The organism is Microcystis panniformis FACHB-1757, assembly GCF_001264245.1.
Taxonomy (GTDB): Bacteria; Cyanobacteriota; Cyanobacteriia; order Cyanobacteriales; family Microcystaceae; genus Microcystis; species Microcystis panniformis.
The window spans coordinates 3,571,835-3,592,698 of record NZ_CP011339.1 but is presented as its reverse complement, the minus strand read 5'-3'; the positions used below and the strand labels follow the sequence as shown (position 1 = coordinate 3,592,698).

Genomic DNA, 20,864 nt, shown 5'->3' with positions numbered 1-20,864 from the left:
AACGTAGGTTGGGTTGAAGTATGAAACCCAACGCCCTCATAATTTTTAGGTTTTTTGTAGTTATGTAGTGTGAATTTTGTGGGCGGTTTTACGTTCAAGAATTTCTTTGATGATTAAAGTAACTCCCGCTAGTAAAGCTAGGATAGCTGCCGCACTAAAAGCAGCAGGAGTGAGATAATTTTTATAGGCCTGTTCTACGAAAATTGGCAGGGTAGCAGTTCTCCCTAAAATACTGCCAGAAACCACAGAAACCGCCCCAAATTCTCCCATCGCCCGGGCATTAGTTAACAGCACTCCGTACATCAATCCCCAACGAATATTGGGTAAAGTGATGCGCCAGAAAATCTGCCAATCACTTGCCCCTAAAGTGCGCCCCGCTTCCTCTTGTTCTAAGCCAATTTCTTCTAAGACTGGGATAACTTCTCTAGCGACAAAAGGCATAGTAACAAATATAGTTGCTAATACCATTCCGGGTAAAGCAAAAAGTATTTTTATATCGAAAAATTCTAGGAAAGAACCTAACCAACCATTGCGCCCATAGAGCAGTACAATCATTAAACCCGCTACCACAGGAGAAACGGCAAAAGGTAAGTCAATTAAACTAATTAATAACGTTTTGCCACGAAATTGATTGCGAGCAATTACCCAGGCTGCACAAAGTCCAAAAATTGTGTTTAAGGGTACAGTAATTAGGGCAATAATTACTGTTAATCTTACCGCTTCGATAAAGTCAGAAGTTCCCGCCGCTTCTAAAAAAGCTTGGAATCCATTGCGAAAAGCATAGTAAAATACTGCCGCTGCTGGAATAAAAAGCAAGAAGGCAAGATAAACAAGGGCAATGATAATCAGTAGGGGTTTGTAATCCCATTCTTTCGTTTTAGTTAAGGCTTTTGGATTCTGCATTTTTGATCTGTCTCCAGTCATACTCTAAGGTTTTTTACTCTTTACTTAACTCTGTATTTTTGCCCCCATTGTTGCAGGAAATTAATTACTACTAACATGAACAAAGAAACCAGTAATAAAACCATGCCGATTACTGTCGCCCCTGTGTAATCATATTCCTCTAGTCTTTGGAAGATTAAAACTGGGGCAATTAAATCCTTAAAGGGGATATTAGAGGAGATAATAACTACAGAACCATATTCACCGATCGCTCTGGCAAAACCGAGGGCAACTCCTGTTAAAATAGCGGGTAGTATTGTGGGAAAAATAACTCGCCAGAAGATTTGCCAAGAGGAAGCGCCGAGGGATAAAGCCGCTTCTTCTACTTCTTTTTCCATTTCCTGTAAAACTGGCTGTAAGGTGCGGACAATGAAGGGTAAAGCGATAAATAACATCGCCACAAAAACCCCTAAAATGGTAAAGGATATCTTAATGCCAAAGGGGGCAAAAAATTGACCGAGCCAACCGTTATCACTGTAAACTGTGGCTAGGACTAAACCGGCAACAGAAGTGGGTAAAGCAAAGGGCAAATCTACACAAGCATCGACAATTTTTTTACCCGGGAATCGATACCGCACTAACACCCAAGCGATAATAGTGCCAAAAACTCCGTCAATTAATCCGGCAATTAAGGAAGTAAAAAAAGTGACTTGGTAAGCGGATAAAGAAATCGGTAAAGTGGCAATGCGCCAAAATTCGGCAAAACCAAGAGTTAGGGATTTAGCAAATAGTGCCGCCGCCGGTAAAACCAACAAAACCACTAGATAACTAATGGTAATTACCCAAGGAATAGAAACTTTTTTCAGGGGTTGACTGGGAGATAAAGATAATTGTGGGTTAGCCATTGTTAATTATTGCTAGAGATTACCAATTGTCCGCTTCTTCAAGAACTTGTGCTGAATCATACCAAACTTCTACATCTAAATCTGCCAGATAGGAAAGGGCATTTTCTATCCCTTGAGAGTTGCCTTGCAGTTGTAGATCGAACCAGCCATCTTGATTATTATTGGCAGCTAACAAAGCAGAAAATATATTCACTTTTAGACCAGGAAAAGACCCCAAACGTGCTATAATCGGCTCGTTAACATATTGTTTGGGAATCCGAATTTTTATTCTTCGGGAAGTGGGGCGATCAAGTCCTGATTGATCGAGATGTAAGTCACTTTGGGGATGATTAATAGTTTGCCATTGAGGTTGATTATCCATGGTTTTTCTCCTTTAAGATTTACCAGCTTTAGTCAGAATTTTATCGAACAAGCCTCCATCATCAAAAAATTGCTTTTGTACCTGATCCCAACCGCCTAAATCCTGCACGGTAAAGAGATTTTTTATCTGAGGAAATTTACTCTCAAACTCTTTAACTATAGTCGGTTCAACGGGACGAAAACCAACTTTAGCAAATTCTCTTTGTGCCTCTGGGGTAAATAAAAACTGCACAAAAGCTTCGGCCACTTTTCTCGTACCCTTTTTATCCACATTGGCATCAACAACCGCCACGGGATTATCAATAGAAATATTATAATCGGTGGGAACAGTATAAGCTAACTTCTCACCTTTTTGGTTAGCGAGAATCATCTCGTTTTCGTAATTAATTAGCACATTTCCCTGACCTTGTTTAAAAAATACATCACTAGATTCGCGAGCATCTCTAGGTAAAACTGGCGCATTTTTAAACACTTTTTCGACAAAAGTTTCCGCCGCTTGTTCACTGCCTCCCGCTTGCGTCACCGAACCCCAAAGAGCGAGAAAATTCCAGCGCGCTCCGCCGGAAGTCTTGGGATTAGCGGTAATAACTTTAATATTATCCTTGGCTAAATCTGACCATTGATTAATTTTAATATTGGCATCACGAGGAACAAAAGCCACCACAGATTTATGAACAATAGAGTCATTAGGAGCTTCTTTTTCCCAACCGGGTTGAATTAATCCCGCTTGCTCAATTTTCTTGGTATCCAAAGCTAAAGCCAACGCTACCACATCCGCTTCTAAACCATCGATAACGGCGCGAGTTTGGGAACCGGAACCACCATAACTCTGTTCAAAAGTTACTTTTTGCCCCGTTTTTTGTTGCCATTCCTCGACAAATTTGGGAATGATTTTTTCGTAGGCGCTTTGGGTAACAGCATAGGAAACAAGCGTCACAGTCACGGGTTTTTGGCTGTCATTGCCGCTATTGGTGGGGGATGAGGTACAAGATGCCAGCATTCCTCCCGTCAAGACAGTTGCCATGAGTAGGGATAAACAAGACTGGGATGACTGCATCGGCGGCACTCCTAAGCTTTACTCTGAGGTTGTATCTGTTTTCAGGTCTGCTTTAATCTTACAGCACAGGAAATAAAATTTCAATACATTTATAAAACAAATTGGGAATAAGGCGATAACAAGGGAAACTGTGAGAAGATAAAATCAGTGCTACATCTAGGTTTGAGACTATGGGCAAGAGCGTCAAGGCCAAAAAAACAACCCTCCTACAACAACTGATTAACCAGAGTTTTCTCTTTCGCGGACTAGAGGAAGCTTGGTTAAGTCAGTATCTCGATGCCGACAATCTCAAGCTAGAGACGCTATTTTCCAATCGTCCCGTCTATACGGCTTTTCTACCCGATGAATTTCTAGATGTTTTGTATGTGATTTTGGATGAGGGTGTAATCGTCGTCCGCAGCACTCCCCTCGACCGGATTATTGCCATTACCTACCCCGGTGGCTGTTTTGGTATGAGGAGTTTACCCTTTAGTTATGGTTTAGCCAGTCGCGCTTTTCCCTGTTTGGTGGAATCCTATAAAACTACCCACGTCCTGAAAATTCCCTTATCGGCACTAGAAAAGATTTACAACGATAACGAAAGTTTTCGTCAACGGTACTGTTTTTTATTTGAATTACAGCAAAAATTCGAGTATCATCTGCTTAATTGCAGTAGCTATCCACCCCAAGCTGTAGCCACTTTACTGAGAGCTTTAATCTATCAAGAAAGAGAATTAGGCAGTCAACCGAGTGCCGAAAATATCTATACTTTTGATTTATCCGTCGATGTGATTGCTCGCGCTTGTCAACTCAATCAACGCACCGTCGAACAGGTATTAAAAGGATTGCAAACCGTGGGATTAATTGCCTCAGAATCGACGGGGGATTTAATTCGGGTACTGGATGCCGAGGGTTTAAAAGAAGTTTACAGTGCCACCAGAGATAAAGTTAATTGGTGGCCCCTAAGATAAGTAGGTTTGGCCCTATTTATTATTGCCATTGACAGCGCTTTAAGGCATCTTCGGCAGCCGCTTTGGTGGCATCCTGTTTCCGTTTACCTTTACCTGTACCGTAGAGAAGGTTATTAACCCGCACTTCAGCAGTAAATTCCCTAGCGTGGGGCGGTCCTGTAACATCAATGATCGCATATTCTGGATTAGAGGCGAAATTAGCCAGCGCCCACTGTTGAAAGAGATTTTTGGCATCGATAAAAGATGGCGATTCCGATTGTTGAGAGACTAAATGAGAGGCTACAGGGATAAAAAGCCCGTGCAGATAGTTTTTAACCGCATTTAACCCCGAATCTAGATAATAAGCCCCAATTATCGCTTCAAAAGTGTCCGCTAATAGGGTAGGATTTGATCGCCCCCGATCTTTAATTGCCCCCTTACCCAAACGCATTAACTCCCCCAGGCCGATTTCAATGCCCAATTGCGCTAATTGTTCTTCTTTGACCAAATTTGACCGCAAACGAGTTAATTCGGCCTCGTTCATGGCGGGATATTTTTGATACAATAGTTCGCCCACCAAAAAAGCTAAAATCGCATCGCCCAAAAATTCTAGGCGCTCGTTATTTTCCGTCAATTGGGACTGTTCATTGACATAGGAACGATGGGTTAAAGCTTGGGTGAGAAGGAGAGCATTTTGAAAAGGAGGCAAACAAGACATTACAGAAATGATCAAGTCAAGAGCATTTCTTATCTTAATCTGACCCCACCCCGAATAGATGAGACGAACGATCCTTTTTTTACGGTTTTTTCCGGCTAGTTTAGGCATAATCTCCCAAATCTTTTCACCAGAAAACCTATCCGCTGCTATTCTTGCCCTAAGTAGGGAGGCACAATTATTTGTAGGATGGGTTAGCGGTAGCGTAACCCATGCGGGCGTTGGGTTTCATGCTTCAACCCAACCTACGTTCATCTGTTTTTTCCGGCTAGTTTAGGCATAATCTCCCAAATCTTCCCACCGGAAAACCTATCCGCTCCCATTCTTGCCCTAGGTATCCTGGGGATGTGTATGGAACAGGCACGCATGGCGGCGGTGGACTTGGCAGAAATTGCCCAATTTCAGCAAAAAATCAGCGATCCTCGCCTCGATCGCTTTTTTATTGTCACAGTTAGTACAATTGTTTTAGAATTATCGGGCTTTTATTTGGCCGTCCTCTGGATAGGATGGGGGGCCTTAATAGTTTTAGTTAGTCAAATTTGGTTTCATTGTTTAGCCAAAATTCAACTGCAGCCAACCACGGAAAAAATTATTGACTATGGCATAGTGCCACGTTTACCCATACTACTCGCCGACTATATGGATGGTCTGGAGTACTTCAATGGCAAACTAATTAGCAACCGCTGCGATGCCTGCGGTGTCTATGATATTTACGATACTAATGGCAATCTCCTGCAAGCAGCTTTCATTACTGCTCCAGCTGCTGCAACTGGTATTGCCTACGATGGTACCGATTTTTACGTCTCAAATGTCTATAACTCATCAATTGGAGTTTATGATGGGGTACTAGGGACACTGAAATCGACTATCAACTTGATTCCCAAGACACCAGGGGACACCTTCTTGATTGAGGCTCTTTCTGTAGATTACCTTCAGCGTCCTGATACAGGGCGTGTTCCTGAGCCAGCTTCCGTCTTAGGCTTACTTGCCATCGGTGTTTTGGGTGCAGGTTCGGCTTTGACGCGCAAATTATTAAAGTAGGAATCTGACTCAGAAATTCGCTACTTAAAAATCGATCACTAAAAGCGATCGCACTCAATCAATGCAGTGCGATCTTTTTGAACGTCAGTCCTCAGCCTTGAGAGACTTTGTACCTCACCAGTCTGAAAATTGTATAATATAGAATCCCGATTACTTTTCATCTGTGGCAGTTCCGTCATGACTAGAGCGACAGAAACAGCGACCCTAACATTATACGAAGAAGATTTTTATCTCTGGCTAAAAACCACGGCAGAACAATTAAAAAAAGGCCAGTTTGCCGAGGTGGATTTAGACAACTTAATTGAGGAGATTGAATCGATGGGGAGAAGTGAAAGACACGCGCTCAAAAGTCTTTTAACTCGTCTCCTAGAACATTTACTAAAATTAACTTACTGGCAATCGGAAAGAGACCGGAATGGCAATCATTGGAATGGAGAAATCAATAATTTTCGGGCAGAAATTCAAGATTTACTGGAGGATAGCCCTAGTTTAAAGCCCTATCTTCGGGAGATTTTTGAGCCATCCTACCATACAGCTTTAGAGGCCGTCCGGAAAAAAATGGGTTTATCCCCTGGCGGTTTACCCAGTCAGATAATTTTTAATCTCGAACAGGTTTTAGATAATCAATGGCTGCCGATCGATTGGGAATAAACTATTGACTATCTAAATCACTCCTTAAGACTGGGCTAGAGTTGGGAGAAAAGAGCTTTTTGCCGTGATCGCATCAGTGAACTAAAAACTCAAATCTGAAAACTCAAATCTGAAAACTCAAATCTGAAAACTGATCACTGATCTGGTTTTACTCAAGCAACTTCTTCAGCAGGGCATCCACTTCCTCCAGGCCGGATTGATTATTTTTCAGCACATAAACCGCTCGCGCTTGCTTAAAAGCTTCCTCCGCTTCTCTTTTTCGTCCCCGGCCCGCGTAGGCCCGACCGAGATTAAGATAGACATCGGCGTTATTGGGGGCAATTTCGGCCAAATCTTGATAGGCGATAATTGCTGCAAGATAATCTTTTCTGGCCAGATGGATGCGACCGATTCCCGCTTGTGCTTCCAACGATTGGGGTTGTAGGAAAACAGCCCGACGATAAAAGGGAAGAGCCTCGTCAAAACGCTCTTGTTTTTCAAGTAAAATCCCTATTTTTAGCTGAATTAAAAAATTTCCGGCACTTTGTCGCTCTATTTCTTTTAAAATTTGGGTTCCGCCATTTAAATCGCCCTGTTTAAGCAAAAGGCTGGCCAGTTGCAATCTTAATTCACTATTGTTAGGGAATCTTTGCAGGGATTTTTGGAGAAAATCGAGGGCTTCGCTGGTTTTATTCTGTTCAATCAAAGCCTTACCCATGATTTCGTGGGCTTGCTGATTATTGGGGTCGAGAGCTAAAACCCATTGGTAAACTTCGCCCGCTTTTGCATAGTTTTTTTGCCGTAATAATACCACCCCTAAACCGAGGTAGTGTTGGACGTTTTTCGGTTCTATTTGGATAGCGTAGTAGTAAGCGGTGGCTGCATTGTCATAATCGCCGATATTAGCCAAACTATAACCGAGAGCATGGAAAAAGTCGGGATTACTCGGATCGAGACTTAAAGCTTTTTGGTATGCTTGGGCGGCGGCGTTATAATCCCCTTGCCGCGTTTGTAAAAAGCCAATCCCAGAGAAAATTTTGGCATTATTGCCATCAAGGGCTGCCGCCCGCTCGTAAATGGCTATAGCTTCCCCATAATTGCCATTTTTGACCAATTGCCGCGCTTGACGCAGTAGTTCGTTAACCTGTGAATCCTTGCTCACGATTGCCCCCGCCGGATTATCAGCGATCGCAATTGATGCAGAGAAACAGCCCCCCGCGAGAAGACCGACGAGCAAGATTAAACGGGTAAATTGTTTCATCGCTTTACCTTTGTTAACGATTCTTAATTAAAATTTATTGTAAATGGTATTGACAAAAATCAACTATTCTGCATCACCCTTGAACGAGATTATTGCGGGCCTCTTGGGCGACTTGGGCGCTCTTGTCGCCGGTTAACTGGGTCAAAACAGCGATCGCATCTTGCCCCCCTAAGCGGCCTAAAGCTTGAGCGAGACGATAGCGCAGTTGCCAGTCATCATCATTAGCCAAGGGAACGAGTAAAGAGACGGCGCGAGGGTCGCCTAGTTCCCCAAAAGCACTGACGGCGGCCGTTTTTACCAATTCATTATCGGAGTTAAGGGCGATTTCCAGCAGTTCAAAGCCCCGGGGTTCCCCCAATTCGCCCAAAGCGGCCACAATGCTAAATTGAATTAACCAGTCGGAGGATTGTTGATAGACAGCCACCAGATCATCGTAGGCTGCCGTTAATTTTAACCCCCCGATCGCATCGGCCGCGGCCGCTTTCACATCTGCTTCCGGATCATGCAACAAACGATCGCGTAGAATAGTTAAGGCCAGATCAGGATTCTGACGACCGAGGATATCTAACTGACTTACCGCCGAATAACGCACCCTGGCGTTACTATCGTTAATCAAAGGCTGTAACATCTCGAAGGCGATTTCTGGGGCTAAATAACGCAGTTGATTAACTCCCGATAAGCGATCGCCATAATCATTGGAATCGAGCAGCCGTTGCACGGATTCAGGGGAATAATTCATAATTTGATGACACCCTTAACAATTGGACTGGTATTAATTGTCCCATGAATAGTTATCGAATCCTGACTATCTTGATCATCTTTAGTTCCCCGGTTTTTTGGGGCTGTAGTCCCCCCTCTCCTATTAAAAAAGAACCGACGGCTAAGATAATCATTTCTCCTTCTCCCAGTCCGATTATTTCCGCATCAGACATTAAAGCTGCTAATCGTTATCGTCAATTGGGATTACAGTATCGTCAACAGGGAGATTTTGTCAAAAGTATTGAGGCTTTAAAAAAATCGGTACAGTTAAACCCCAATCATCTAGACGGGAGAGTAATTTTAGGTTGGACACAACACCTCGCTAAACAACCTTTAGCGGCACAAACAACCCTAGAGGAAACGATTAAAATTGCTCCCGATCATGTGGCTGCTTATAATGCTTTAGGAATTGTTTATCTTGTCGGTGGTCATCTTGAAAAAGCCGTAGTCACTCATACTAAAGCCGCTAATTTAAAACCCGATAATGAAATCGCCTACTATAATTTATCCCTCGCCTATCATCGCCTCAAAGATTTTGATTCAGCTATTAATAACGCTAAAAAAGCAGTTAAATTAGAGCCAAATAATCCCCATCCTCTTGTGGCTTTGGCAATGATTTATTTAGATAAAGGTGATAGTAAAAAAGCGCAGGATACCTATAGAAAGGCTAGGAATTTAGACAGTCGTTATCGACAAAAATGGTTTCTGGCACACCTGAAGGAAGCTGGTTTTAGTCAGGAGCAAATTAAATTAGTCGAAAAGTTACTATCCCAGATTTAAAATTATTATTTCCCCTTAAGATGCCTGTCGATGTCCCAGTTTTAGGAAAATAGTTTCTAAATCTTCGCGGCAAGTATAAAACTCGCTTAAGTTCAGACCAGAAACGACTAAAGATTTCAACAATTCGGCACTATCTTCTAGGGTTCCCGTAAATTTAACCCGGAGAGTATTAGTATTAATAATTCTTTGCCAACTTTCCACAAAAACACATTGCTTAAGAGCGGTTTCTAAGGCTTCTAAATTGCCTAGAGTCGTAATCTGCAAGTATTGACCGGCTAGACGTTGATTTAATTCCTCTAAAGAGGTACTTTCCACTAGATAACCTAATTCCATTATACCCACAGAACTACAAAGTTCCGCTAAATCACTAAGGACATGGGAAGAAATTAAAATAGTCATACCTGCCGATTGTAAGACTTTAATAATCTCACGAAATTGTAGGCGAGCGATCGGGTCTAATCCAGAAACTGGTTCATCGAGAAGTAAAATTAAAGGTTCATGAATAATCGTTCGGGCTAAACTTAAACGTTGTTTCATCCCCCGGGACAAAGTAGCGATCAAATTATGGCTTTTATTGGTTAATTGTACCAGTTCTAGAACCTCATAAATGCGGCGATGACGTTGGGAGCGAGGGATATGATAAAGACGGGCAAAATAATCCAGATAATTCCAGACATTTAGGTCATCGTAGAGGGGAAAATTATCGGGTAGATAACCTAAATTTCTTTTCAGACGGGGATTACTCTCATCTCTTAAAAGACGTTCTCCGTGCAGATATATTTCTCCCGTTGTCGGTTCTTCCGCTGCCGCTAACATCCTAATTAAAGTGGTTTTTCCCGCTCCATTTGGACCGATTAACCCGTAAACTTCCCCCGCTTCAATCTGTAAATCCACTTGATTAACAGCCCCATGGCGGTCAAATTGTTTGGTTAAACCAACGGTAGCAATGGCTAATTCGGGTGTGTTCATAAAGTTTTAGTAGTGGGATTGCTGACAAACTGGCCACCACATTCTTAACATTAACGTTTGGGTTTCCCCTTATCAATAGAACCATTCTTGATGGTATGGTGAGAACCACAACTAGGACAAGGCAATACAGGCGCAGAGGTGATTTTGTTCTGTGTTACACTGATATTTGAGTAAGTCGGACACGAACCACAAAAAGATATTGATCAGAAAACTCATCATCAAGCTAGAGGTTTAAAGTCTGATGTGAGCCGATTATAGCAATTTCCATAGTTGTGAGGTACAGAGTCTTAGGTTTTGAGGAGTCAGGAGTCAGGAGTCAGGAGATAGGAGATTATTTTATTTATTCTCCCTACACCCTACACCCCACACCCCACACCCTACACCCCACACCCCACACCCCACACCCCACACCCTACACCCTACACCCTACACCCTACACCCTGCCCCCAGGAAAAACTTTTTCAGCAAACCCTAATTATCTGATGATTGCTGGATTTAATACCATGTATAGACGAGAATTACTGCAATTTATTGGCTCTCACGCTCTTTTTGGGGCTATTAATCCAGAATTTACTTGGAATTATCAAAATATTGACCATTGGGGCGAATTATCAAGGAATTATTGTCTCTGCACCACGGGAAAGCAACAAACACCGATCGATCTGAGTATAGTGACTGAAAAAGAGCTATACCAACCCACCTTTAATTATCGTCCTGTACCCTTAAAAATTCGCCATAACGGTCGTACAATCTTAGTTCAGACCGAAAAAGGTGGAAACATGAGTTTTCACGGCGAAAACTGGGATTTGTTGCAGTTTCATTTTCATCATCCCAGCGAACATCAGATTAAAGGTCAGTCTTTCCCTCTAGAAATTCATTTAGTGCATCGAAATGGGAAGGGAAATTTAGCAGTTGTGGGTATCTTAGCCGAAATCGGCGCTTTTAATCCCTATTTACAAACGATTTGGGCTTATTTGCCCCAAGAACCTTCTCCTGAAATGATTATCCCCGATACTTGGGTCAATGCTGGGCTTTTACTGCCAGAAAATAGCGGTTTCTATGAATATCGGGGGTCTTTGTCCACTCCTCCCTGTAGCGAGGATGTTCTCTGGTTAGTCTGGCAAAATGCGATCGAAATTTCTCCCCAACAACTGCAACAATTGGTCGCGATTTTTCCGAGTAATGCGAGGAATATTCAACCCTTAAACGGGCGCTCGATCCTACATTCCTAGCATAAATTGGCGGCATTTTAGCTAATTTAGATAATTTTATTAACTTTTAGACCAACAATGGTAAATAACTCAGGAATGCGCTCAATAACTAAAGCTTCGGTGGCTGTCCAGTCACTTTCCTTAGTGGCTAAAACCCCCAGAACACTCAGAGGAACCTGTAGAAATAGGTGACTTAAGAGGAGAGCGATCGCAGCGATTACTAAACCTAAAAGCCGCCATTGGGGGAGATAGGCGGCCACGGCAGCCGCTAGAGGGGCAAAATTGTAGATTGGCCAAGTGATGAGAATTAAGAGGACGACTCCCAAAAGAGTAAGAAGACGATGGCGAGGACGTTTAAAAAGAGAGAGAATTTTTAACTGTTCGGGGGTGAGTTGACTCGGTTTCAGAGCAACCAACAAAAGACTAAAAATATCAAAAGGTTTTGTCCACTGCATCCAAAAGACGGGTATGATAGCGATCGCTCCTAGAAATAGCCATTCTAGCCAAAGAAAAGGCAAGGGATCGCCCACAGCTAAACCAATCCAAGCGATTTGTAAAAAGATTGGCAAGGCCGCTAACCCCGCCAGATGAATCCACAAAAAAGGTTCTGATTTCATAGAGGGAAGTGGGGAGATGGGGGAGTGGGGGAGCAGGGGAGTGGGGGAGTGGGGGAGTGGGGGAATTATGAATTATGACTGATAACTGATAACTGATAACTGATAACTGATAACTGATAACTGATAACTGATAACTGATAACTGACTCCCGACTCCCGACGGTTCAAGTCTAATTAACTGGATAAAGTGCGACGTTTCATGACCATTTCGTAGGCTTCGATAATGTCGCCTTCTTTCCAGTCATTGAATTTAGAAACACCGACACCGCACTCGAAACCGGTAGCTACTTCCCGGGCATCTTCCTTCATCCGTTTGAGGGAATCAAGAACTCCCTGATAAACAATTTCCTTGCCGCGACGCACCCGCAGGAAGCGATTCCGCACCAGTTTACCTGATTGGACATAACAGCCCGCCACGGCCCCACGACCGACGGTGAAGACGGCACGCACTTCGGCAAAACCGAGGTGTTCTTCCACTTCTTCGGGGTCGAGAAGACCTTCCATCGCCCCTTGAATATCATCGAGAAGCTTGTAGATGATATTGTAATCGCGGATATCGACCCCTTCCCGATCGGCGGATGCGCGCGCACCACTGGCAAGGGTGGTATTAAAGCCCACCACCACCGCACCACTAGCGGCGGCCAGATCCACATCGGTTTCGGTGATTTCCCCTGGAGAGGCGAGGAGAACGCGAATCTGCACTTCGTTTTGGGGTAACTGTTTGAGCGCACCGAGGATGGCCTCGACGGAACCTTGCACATCTGCCTTGAGGATGAGATTAAGTTCCTTGAGTTGTCCTTCTTGAGCTTGGATAGAGAGGGTGCTAAGGCTAACGCGACGAGAAGAGAGGGCCTGTTGTAAACGGGTGTTGCGTCGTTCGATCGCCCGTTGATCGGCAATCGCCCGGGCCTCTTTTTCACTTTCATAGACATCGAATTCATCGCCAGCGGCCGGCACATCACTGAGACCGAGGATTTCCACGGCGAAGGAGGGGGTGGCCGCTTCGACTTTTTGACCGCGATCATCGATCATAGCCCGAATTTTGCCGAAAACGGAACCGGCGACGATGCTATCACCGACGCGGAGAGTGCCATTCTGGACGAGCAGGGTAGCCACGGGGCCTTTGGTGCGATCGAGGTTAGCTTCGATGACGGTTCCCTTCGCCAAGCGGTCGGGGTTAGCGACCAATTCCTCCACTTCTGCCACCAAGAGGATCATTTCCAGCAGATTATCGAGATTTTCACCCCGCAGGGCGCTAACGGGAACCATGATCGTCTCACCGCCCCAATCTTCGGCCACCAGTCCCTGTTCGGTCAATTCCTGTTTAATCCGGTCGGGGTTAGCAGAAGGTTTATCGACTTTGTTAATCGCCACCACGATGGGGACTTCGGCGGCCCTGGCGTGACTAATTGCCTCTTTCGTTTGGGGTTGTACACCATCATCGGCGGCCACCACCAGTACCGCTATATCGGTGACTCTCGCCCCACGGGCGCGCATGGCGGTAAAAGCTTCGTGACCGGGGGTATCCAAAAAGACAATCTGTTCCGGTTTGCCGTTATGTTCCACATCGACGTGGTAAGCACCGATGTGCTGGGTGATGCCGCCGGCTTCCCCCTGGGCGACTTTGGTTTTGCGGATCGAGTCGAGGAGGGTGGTTTTGCCGTGGTCAACGTGACCCATAATGGTGACGACGGGGGGACGACGCTGGAGACTTTCCCAGTCGGAGACATCGATCATCTCCGTGGTTTTGATCGCCGCCGACTGGGTGCTGGGGGTTTCCACGGTCATCTCGAAGTCCCTGGCGATCATTTCGATCGTGTCCACGTCGAGAGTTTGGGTGATATTCACCGCCATCCCTTTAAAAAATAGGGTTCTGATGATCTCGGTTTCCGGGACTTTCATCAATTCCGAGAGGTCGCGCACGGTGAGACTGCCGGTGATGATGATGCTTTCTGGGCGTTTTTCCTCTTGGGGTTCTTGGCGCTCGCTTTTCGGACTGCCGGTGTGGGCGGTTGGTTTACTGGGCCGCTTAACTTTGACTGCTGTTGGGGTGCCAGGGGTGGCAGCTTTAGCGCTGGGCGGTTTGGGGGGACGAGCAGTGGAAAGGGTAAAACTGGGGCTATTGATTAACCCGGATAGTTCCGATTCTAGATCATCATCATCTTCAAAGAGAGCTTGGGTGCGGCGTTTGTTTTTGCCAGCAGTTTTGGCAGTTTTGGCCGCTTTTTTCTCTTCTTCTTCTTCCTCTTCCCAGCTAGATTTTTTAGCCATGCGAGGGGGCATGGTCGGTCGTTTGAGTTTTTTGGGCCCGTCTGCTCCGAGCAATCCGGTATCTGTATCGATTTCTGTGCCATCAACACCAGATTTCTTGGTGGTGTCGGTTTCTTCCTCGCCAGTAGCCGAGATTTTAGCGGGCATACCAGGGCGAACCGGGCGCTTCAATTCCACCGTCTCCCGCACTTCTCTAGTTGGTTCCGCCAGTTTCGGGCTTTTTCCGTCGGGTTTGCGGTTGAGGGTCGGTTTTTCTGGTTTAACCAAGCCAGCCCTGCGCTCAGGGCTAGGGGCGTTTTCGCTCTCGCCGCGCTCGCGTTTTTCTCCCCGGGGCCTGTCGTTACCGCCGGGGGCATTTTTAGATCGGGGTTCTGGCCGGCCCGAGGTGCTGCCCGGGCGTGGTTTCGGGGTGAGGGAAGGTCGATTAGGTGGGGCGATTAAGGTGGGGGCTGCTTCTGGCACTAGCGGGGTTTCGGTCGGGGTTTCTTTCACACTGGCGGACTGAGATAGCATCTGTGCAGCAGTGGCGGTAGCTCCATTTTTCTGCTCGGTGGGGGGAGTTTTTTCGGCCGCACCGTCGCGCCCTGGGGGAGCAACGAGGGGTTTAACTGGGGGACGGGGAGGACTGATTAAAGTCGGTTTAGCTGAGGACCCGGCAGGCCCGGGATAGATTTCCCCTTCTTCGCCAGTTTCGGGGCGGTTGTGTTTATGCAGGGCTAAAATCTTTTGTTTTTTTTCTTCGGCAGGACTAGCCGATTCTCGCTGACCCGTGCTATTTTTACTGGTACTCGAGGCCAATCCCTTCGCAGCGATTGCTTTGATGCGTTGGGCATCCTCTTCGCTGATCGTGCTACTGTGGCTCTTGTACTCGATGTTCAACTGGTCACAGATGTCCAAAATGTCTTTGTTGTCTAGATTCAATTCTTTTGATAAATCGTAAATTCTGACTTTCGCGTTACTCATCCATTATCCCCCGGCTAAAGTGTTAGTGATCCTATAAGTTGGCTGATTTTTTGATCCTGTCAGGACTGCCCCCTTTCCATGCTAACGATTTTGTGGCTATGATCGTCAATTTTAATCCTGATTTGAACGACCTTGCTTGGCAGTCCCGAGGCGCTCTTGCAAGGATTCATAGAGCGTTTCGGGAATATTGGCTTTTAGGGCCCGTCCGAGACGATTTTTTTGCCGGGCTAATTGCAGGCAGTTAGGTTGCGGACAGATATAGGCAGCTCTTCCCATTCCTTGATCTAATTGTATCTGTCCGGACGGGTGTAGTCGGACAATTCGCCAAAAGGATTCTTTCGGGGCGAAGAGACGGCAGCTAATACAGCGTCGATAATTGACGAAGGGGTTCATTCTTGGTCTAAATCCTGCGCTTCTGGGTCGGTTTCATCGGTTTTTACCTCTTGTTCGCCTTTATAGAGGACTATATCCTTAATATCGATTTTCCAGCCCGTCAGACGGGCGGCTAGACGCACGTTCTGCCCTTCTTTGCCAATCGCTAAACTTAATTGATCCTGTGCCACCAGTACCAATGCTTGTCTTTCTTCGGCATTAGTGAACAAAACTTGGTCGATACGGGCGGGACTAAGGGCATTGGCGATGTAGGTGGCGGGATCTGGAGACCAGCGAATCACGTCGATTTTTTCCCCCCGCAATTCGTTAACCACGGCTTGAATCCGGGAACCTCTAGCCCCAATACAAGCCCCAACCGGATCCACGTCTCTCTCTAAGGTATCGACGGCGATTTTTGTCCGCGAACCAACGTGACGGGAGGGGGGATTGGCTTCCCGGGCGACGGCGACAATACGCACGATTTCCTCTTCGATTTCGGGAACTTCGTTGGCGAACATATATACTACCAAGCCCGCCGCCGCTCTGGAAACAATTAATTGCGGGCCGCGGTGAGAACCTTCTAGGACTTTTTTGAGCAGAACTTTAAAGGTGGCGTTGGCGCGATAGTTATCGTTGGGCAGCTGTTCCCGTTTGGGTAGTTCTGCTTCCACTTCTGGTTGACCGTAGGTACTTTGTACCATGACAATAGCGGCCTGTCTTTCAAAACGGACGACTCGGGCCTGTAAAACCGTTCCTTCCAGATCTTGGAACTCCTCTTGAATCATTTTGCGTTGGTTATCCCGCAGTTTTTGCAGTAAAACCTGTTTAGTTTGAATTGCCGCCATGCGACCAAATTCTCTTTGGTCGGGGGTGACATCAAGAACTACTTCATCCCCTAATTGGGCCTCATCGGCCACTTCTTGCACTTCTTTGAGACCGATGTGATGGTCGGGATTGGTCACTTCTTCCACAATAGTTTTAGTCGAAAGGATGCGAAACCCTTCTTCTTCTACGTCTAATTCCACATCAAAGTTATTGAAATAATCTTCATGAAATTGAGCGGCTTTTTCTAAACTTTGGGCGCGTCGATAACGTTCATACCCCTTGAGAAGTGCTTCACGCAAGGCTTCCTGTACGGCATTTTTGGGCAGATTATGTCGTTGGCTAATTTCTTCGAGCATTATTTTTAAACCAGGCAAATTAACAGTAGCCATAATTATTTTTTCTCCTTACTTTTGAGTCATTATTTTTTTAGCCTTATATCAGTTATCAGTTATCAGTTATCAGATGTAAGTTTTAAGTTAATCAGTTAGTTAGTTATCTTCATCTTTATCCCTGATTACTGATTACTGATCACTGATTACTGCGCTGCTCATCTAAACGGACGCTGATGACGGTAGTGCGATCAATGGTCAGGGAGCGACCTTTTTGGTTAAGATAAATAGATTGCTCATCTCTACCTTGCAGTTTTCCGCGCCATTCTTTTGGTTTTCCCTGGCTATCCTGGCCGGTAACGATGACGGGAAAACCTTTAAAAGACTGAAATTCGCGTTCGCTGCTCAGTTGTCGAGAAATGCCGGGGCTAGATATTTCCAAAACGTAGGCCCCGGGTAAGATTTCTTGACTGTCGAGGGCGGTTTCTAAAGACCGACTCATCTGCTCACAGTCCTCTAAACCAGTATCTCCCGCAAGATTGCGAATATCGACGCGCAGGACGGGAGGCCTTTTATTGGTTTGGAAAACGATATCGACCACTTCTAGCCCCAAGTTTTCAGCGATAGGGGTGGCTAGGTGCAGCAGGTCGGGGATGAGCGGATGAGTCATGATTTGGACAATAAAAAAAGCGGGCGAAACCCACTTCCCTAAACTGTTAGTGATTGGGATAGGCAGTTGTTAGACTACCTAGCTGAATACAATATAGCAAAAAACCGTCATCACTATTTGCCCTCAGGGTCGTGCTTGGGGGAAAACAGAACAGTGGTCACGATCGAGTCGATCTGTCACAATGAATACAGGGTAACTAGATATAGAGTCAATTATGGATCAAAAATCTCCGCTCACCGTAGTTAGAGCCAAGTCAGCTAAGAATCGTGGTCATCGGCCAGTATGGAAAGGGATTGTCGCCACTTGGATGATTCTGCAAACCTTTGGCCATGTCAATCCTGCTTGGAGTCAAAAAAAACCCAATACCCTCACCTACGGTGAATTGTTAGAGAAAATCGAGCAAGGCAAGGTAAAAAAGGTGGAAATCAATCCTTCTTTGCAGCAGGCAGCAGTTACCCTCGTCGGTCAAACGGACAAGGATCCCCCGAAGGAAGTCAATTTATTTGACCAAAATCCCGAATTAATCAAGAGACTCGATGCTAAAAAAATTGAGTACGGCATTCTCCCCAGCACTGACAATTCGGCCTTGATCAATGTTCTCACTAACCTGTTAGTGATTATTCTCGTCTTGGGATTATTGGTGTTTATTATCCGTCGTTCTGCTAATGCTTCCGGTCAAGCGATGAACTTCGGTAAATCAAGGGCGCGGTTTCAGATGGAGGCGAAAACTGGCATAGAATTTAATGATGTGGCGGGTGTGGATGAGGCCAAGGAAGATCTAGAGGAAGTGGTGACATTCCTCAAACAACCCGAAAAATTTACGGCTATTGGCGCAAAAATCCCCAAAGGAGTCCTGTTAATCGGGCCACCGGGGACGGGGAAAACTTTACTGGCTAAAGCGATCGCAGGAGAGGCGGGAGTGCCTTTTTTCAGCATCTCTGGGTCGGAATTTGTGGAGATGTTTGTCGGGGTTGGTGCGTCGCGAGTGCGAGATCTATTCCGAAAAGCCCAGGAAAATGCCCCTTGTTTGGTTTTTATCGATGAAATTGATGCCGTTGGTCGTCAACGAGGGGTCGGTTATGGGGGAGGTAATGATGAACGGGAGCAAACCCTGAACCAATTATTGACGGAAATGGACGGTTTTGAGGGAAATACCGGCATTATCGTCATTGCCGCCACCAACCGCCCCGATGTTTTGGATTCGGCCCTGCTGCGTCCGGGTCGTTTCGATCGACAGGTAGTGGTGGATTATCCAGATTTTAAGGGACGTTTGGGCATTTTGGAGGTCCATTCTCGCGATAAAAAGGTGGCTGCTGATGTGGCTCTGGAGGCGATCGCCCGGCGCACACCGGGTTTTACTGGGGCAGATTTGGCTAATATGCTCAACGAAGCGGCGATTTTTACTGCTAGACGGCGGAAAGAGGCGATTACCATGGAGGAGGTCAACGATGCGATCGATCGGATTGTGGCCGGTATGGAAGGGCGTGCTTTAGTGGATAGTAAAGCCAAGCGTTTGATCGCCTATCATGAAGTCGGCCATGCGATTGTCGGTACTCTCTGTCCCGGCCACGACCAGGTGGAAAAAGTCACCCTGATTCCCCGGGGGCAAGCGCTGGGGTTAACTTGGTTCACTCCCGATGAAGAACAGGGTTTAACCAGTCGTTCCCAGTTATTAGCCCGAATTGCGGGATTATTAGGGGGACGAGTGGCGGAGGAATGTGTCTTCGGTGAGGATGAAGTGACCACCGGGGCCGGTAATGATATTGAAAAAATTACCTATCTGGCCCGACAGATGGTAACGCGTCTGGGAATGTCGGAATTGGGATTGATTGCTCTAGAGGAGGAGGGCAATTCCTATCTCGGTGGTGCTGCTGCTGGTTATCATGCCGACCATTCTTTCGCGATGATGGCGAAAATTGATGCACAAGTACGGGAACTTGTCAAGCAATGCCACGATTTAGCAACAAAACTTATCCTTGACAATCGTGTGGCGATCGATCGCTTGGTGGATATACTGATTGAACAGGAAACCATTGACGGCGACGAATTCCGGCGTTTATTGACGGAATTTCAGCAACAAGCGGATCGGTCAATGGTGACTACGGTTTAATTTGCCCTTCGTCTCCTCGCTTCGATTAAGTGGTTAGGAGACGATTTCAGCAGACAATCTGCTAATCAGTCGGACAAAGCCAGAATTAACGACTAACGTTGTGAGCAGGAATTTTATTAATGGAATGGCCGTTATGATTGCCTTTGGTGGAGGCAATAATATTAGCTTCTAAAGCTGAAGTCATCTCGGCCAACATTTCTAGATTGAAACGATAGCCAACGTTGCGGACGGTTTGAATTAAATTAGGTTGTCTGGGATCGGTTTCGATTTTTTTCCGCAGAGAGAGAACATGAGTATCAATTGTCCGGGGATTATCAATTTCCTCAGGCCAAGCGCGACGCAGTAAATCGGCTCTTGATAGGGGTGTTCCCTCCGCTTGGGCTAAAACGTAGAGTAGGCTAAATTCTTGGGGCGTTAATTCGATATACTCCCCGCGAAATTGTACCCGTCGTTGGGCTAAATCTATTTTTAATTGCCCATAATCCAAGTGTAGGGGAGCAGCCCTACTGCCTAAACGACGAGTTAACACTTCTACCCTAGCCATAAATTCTTGCATTCCAAAGGGCTTTTTCAGGTAGTCGTCGGCCCCGGCTTTTAAACCATTGACCACGTCTTTTTCGCTATTGCGGGCCGAGAGAATCAGTATTAAAGACTGTTTTTGTTGATAAAGCCAACGGCAGAGTTCGATTCCATCCCCGTCCGGCAAGTCGGAATCGATAATTGCTAAGGTTGGTTGACGATGAAGGAAAGCTTGACGCGCACTTTGCAGGGTTGCCGATTGGTTAACCAAATAACCGGCCTGTTGCAGATGCCAAGCTAATAGCGATCGCAAGTGCGGGTTGCCCTCAACAATAGAAATATGGATCGATACCACTTGAGTTTCTGCCCCATTACTGCACAGATTGACACATTGTCAGGGTATCAGAATTAATGTCAAGATGTTGTAACAATCGTAACATTCGTCAGGAGTCAGGAGTCAGGAGTCAGGAGTCAGGAGTCAGGAGATTATTTTTATACTAAATCTGGTTATTAAAAACTGATTATTTAGGGGTTGCCGAAAAAATCTAAAAACCTTGTTGGGTAAAACTTTTAGACTTTTTGGTTTCCAAAAAGTACCAGATCTGGGAGTGATCGGGGGGAAAATTCCGGGACTTTTTCCCTGAAAATTAGGTAATTGACCCCCTCAAAATCGCTAAAACCCTACACCCT

The 20,864-nt window shown here is 45.7% G+C and carries 19 protein-coding genes and 2 pseudogenes; 6 read left to right on the top strand and 15 right to left on the bottom strand.

The features are described 5' to 3' along the window. Positions 1–60 precede the first annotated feature (60 nt). Genes cysW through VL20_RS17290 form a run of 4 tightly spaced genes read right to left on the bottom strand, consistent with a single transcriptional unit; the run spans position 61 to position 3,204 of the window. A complete protein-coding gene (cysW, locus tag VL20_RS17305) occupies positions 61–903 on the bottom strand; it encodes a sulfate ABC transporter permease subunit CysW (RefSeq protein ID WP_052277242.1) in 843 nt (280 codons plus the stop codon). A 41-nt stretch (positions 904–944) separates the two neighbouring features. Further along, on the bottom strand, positions 945–1,787 hold the full coding sequence (gene cysT, locus VL20_RS17300; protein WP_004159580.1) for a sulfate ABC transporter permease subunit CysT: 843 nt from the start codon (positions 1,785–1,787) through the stop codon (positions 945–947). 19 nt (positions 1,788–1,806) lie between these two features. Continuing rightward, positions 1,807–2,148, bottom strand: a complete 342-nt coding sequence (locus VL20_RS17295; protein ID WP_052277241.1) for an NIL domain-containing protein — start codon at positions 2,146–2,148, stop codon at positions 1,807–1,809. A gap of 12 nt (positions 2,149–2,160) precedes the next feature. Next, entirely contained in the window at positions 2,161–3,204 is a 1,044-nt protein-coding gene (locus VL20_RS17290; protein ID WP_052277240.1) for a sulfate ABC transporter substrate-binding protein, read from the bottom strand. Positions 3,205–3,374: 170 nt separating this feature from the next. On the opposite strand from VL20_RS17290, the gene VL20_RS17285 reads away from it, so the two are divergent. Next, positions 3,375–4,154: a Crp/Fnr family transcriptional regulator gene (locus VL20_RS17285; RefSeq protein WP_002789377.1), complete on the top strand. Its 780-nt coding sequence runs from the start codon at positions 3,375–3,377 to the stop codon at positions 4,152–4,154. Positions 4,155–4,173: 19 nt separating this feature from the next. Here the strand turns inward: VL20_RS17285 and rnc are convergent, their stop codons facing one another. Then, entirely contained in the window at positions 4,174–4,851 is a 678-nt protein-coding gene (rnc, locus tag VL20_RS17280) for a ribonuclease III (protein WP_052278499.1), read from the bottom strand. Between the two features lie 342 nt (positions 4,852–5,193). On the opposite strand from rnc, the pseudogene VL20_RS33815 reads away from it, so the two are divergent. Both VL20_RS33815 and VL20_RS17270 read left to right on the top strand, forming a co-directional pair. Then, positions 5,194–5,484, top strand: a pseudogene (locus VL20_RS33815) (PEP-CTERM sorting domain-containing protein); the annotation flags it as partial. Between the two features lie 582 nt (positions 5,485–6,066). Beyond that, the gene (locus VL20_RS17270) at positions 6,067–6,540 is read left to right on the top strand and encodes a DUF29 domain-containing protein (RefSeq protein WP_043999281.1); all 474 of its coding nucleotides are present in this window, start codon (positions 6,067–6,069) and stop codon (positions 6,538–6,540) included. Between the two features lie 148 nt (positions 6,541–6,688). On the opposite strand, the gene VL20_RS17265 is transcribed toward VL20_RS17270, so the two are convergent. Next, on the bottom strand, positions 6,689–7,780 hold the full coding sequence (locus VL20_RS17265; protein WP_052277239.1) for a tetratricopeptide repeat protein: 1,092 nt from the start codon (positions 7,778–7,780) through the stop codon (positions 6,689–6,691). A 73-nt stretch (positions 7,781–7,853) separates the two neighbouring features. After that, entirely contained in the window at positions 7,854–8,519 is a 666-nt protein-coding gene (gene nblB / locus VL20_RS17260; RefSeq protein WP_052277238.1) for a phycobilisome degradation protein NblB, read from the bottom strand. A 44-nt stretch (positions 8,520–8,563) separates the two neighbouring features. Between nblB and VL20_RS17255 the strand changes: the two genes are divergently transcribed. After that, entirely contained in the window at positions 8,564–9,319 is a 756-nt protein-coding gene (locus VL20_RS17255) for a tetratricopeptide repeat protein (protein WP_052277237.1), read from the top strand. Positions 9,320–9,334: 15 nt separating this feature from the next. Here the strand turns inward: VL20_RS17255 and VL20_RS17250 are convergent, their stop codons facing one another. After that, a complete protein-coding gene (locus VL20_RS17250) occupies positions 9,335–10,288 on the bottom strand; it encodes an ABC transporter ATP-binding protein (protein WP_052277236.1) in 954 nt (317 codons plus the stop codon). Positions 10,289–10,341: 53 nt separating this feature from the next. Further along, positions 10,342–10,504: pseudogene (locus VL20_RS29210) on the bottom strand (ISNCY family transposase); the annotation flags it as partial. 287 nt (positions 10,505–10,791) lie between these two features. Here VL20_RS29210 and VL20_RS17245 point away from each other — a divergent pair. Next, positions 10,792–11,520 carry a carbonic anhydrase gene (locus tag VL20_RS17245; protein WP_052278498.1) on the top strand — a complete coding sequence of 243 codons (729 nt, stop codon included), beginning with the start codon at positions 10,792–10,794 and terminating at the stop codon, positions 11,518–11,520. A gap of 26 nt (positions 11,521–11,546) precedes the next feature. Here VL20_RS17245 and VL20_RS17240 read toward each other — a convergent pair whose 3' ends face one another. From VL20_RS17240 to rimP, 5 genes are all read right to left on the bottom strand, one after another. Continuing rightward, on the bottom strand, positions 11,547–12,116 hold the full coding sequence (locus tag VL20_RS17240; RefSeq protein WP_004159551.1) for a low-complexity tail membrane protein: 570 nt from the start codon (positions 12,114–12,116) through the stop codon (positions 11,547–11,549). A gap of 173 nt (positions 12,117–12,289) precedes the next feature. Continuing rightward, positions 12,290–15,349: a translation initiation factor IF-2 gene (gene infB / locus VL20_RS17235; RefSeq protein WP_052277235.1), complete on the bottom strand. Its 3,060-nt coding sequence runs from the start codon at positions 15,347–15,349 to the stop codon at positions 12,290–12,292. 111 nt (positions 15,350–15,460) lie between these two features. After that, positions 15,461–15,742: a YlxR family protein gene (locus tag VL20_RS17230; protein WP_002768359.1), complete on the bottom strand. Its 282-nt coding sequence runs from the start codon at positions 15,740–15,742 to the stop codon at positions 15,461–15,463. After that, entirely contained in the window at positions 15,739–16,935 is a 1,197-nt protein-coding gene (nusA, locus tag VL20_RS17225; RefSeq protein WP_052277234.1) for a transcription termination factor NusA, read from the bottom strand. The genes VL20_RS17230 and nusA overlap by 4 nt, the downstream gene beginning before the upstream one ends. 139 nt (positions 16,936–17,074) lie before the next feature. Further along, positions 17,075–17,545, bottom strand: a complete 471-nt coding sequence (gene rimP / locus VL20_RS17220; protein WP_002789389.1) for a ribosome maturation factor RimP — start codon at positions 17,543–17,545, stop codon at positions 17,075–17,077. A 214-nt stretch (positions 17,546–17,759) separates the two neighbouring features. Here rimP and ftsH point away from each other — a divergent pair, with 214 nt between their 5' ends. Beyond that, entirely contained in the window at positions 17,760–19,655 is a 1,896-nt protein-coding gene (gene ftsH / locus VL20_RS17215) for an ATP-dependent zinc metalloprotease FtsH (RefSeq protein ID WP_052277233.1), read from the top strand. A gap of 85 nt (positions 19,656–19,740) precedes the next feature. Here the strand turns inward: ftsH and VL20_RS17210 are convergent, their stop codons facing one another. After that, a complete protein-coding gene (locus tag VL20_RS17210) occupies positions 19,741–20,529 on the bottom strand; it encodes a response regulator transcription factor (protein WP_004159539.1) in 789 nt (262 codons plus the stop codon). Positions 20,530–20,864: the final 335 nt, after the last annotated feature.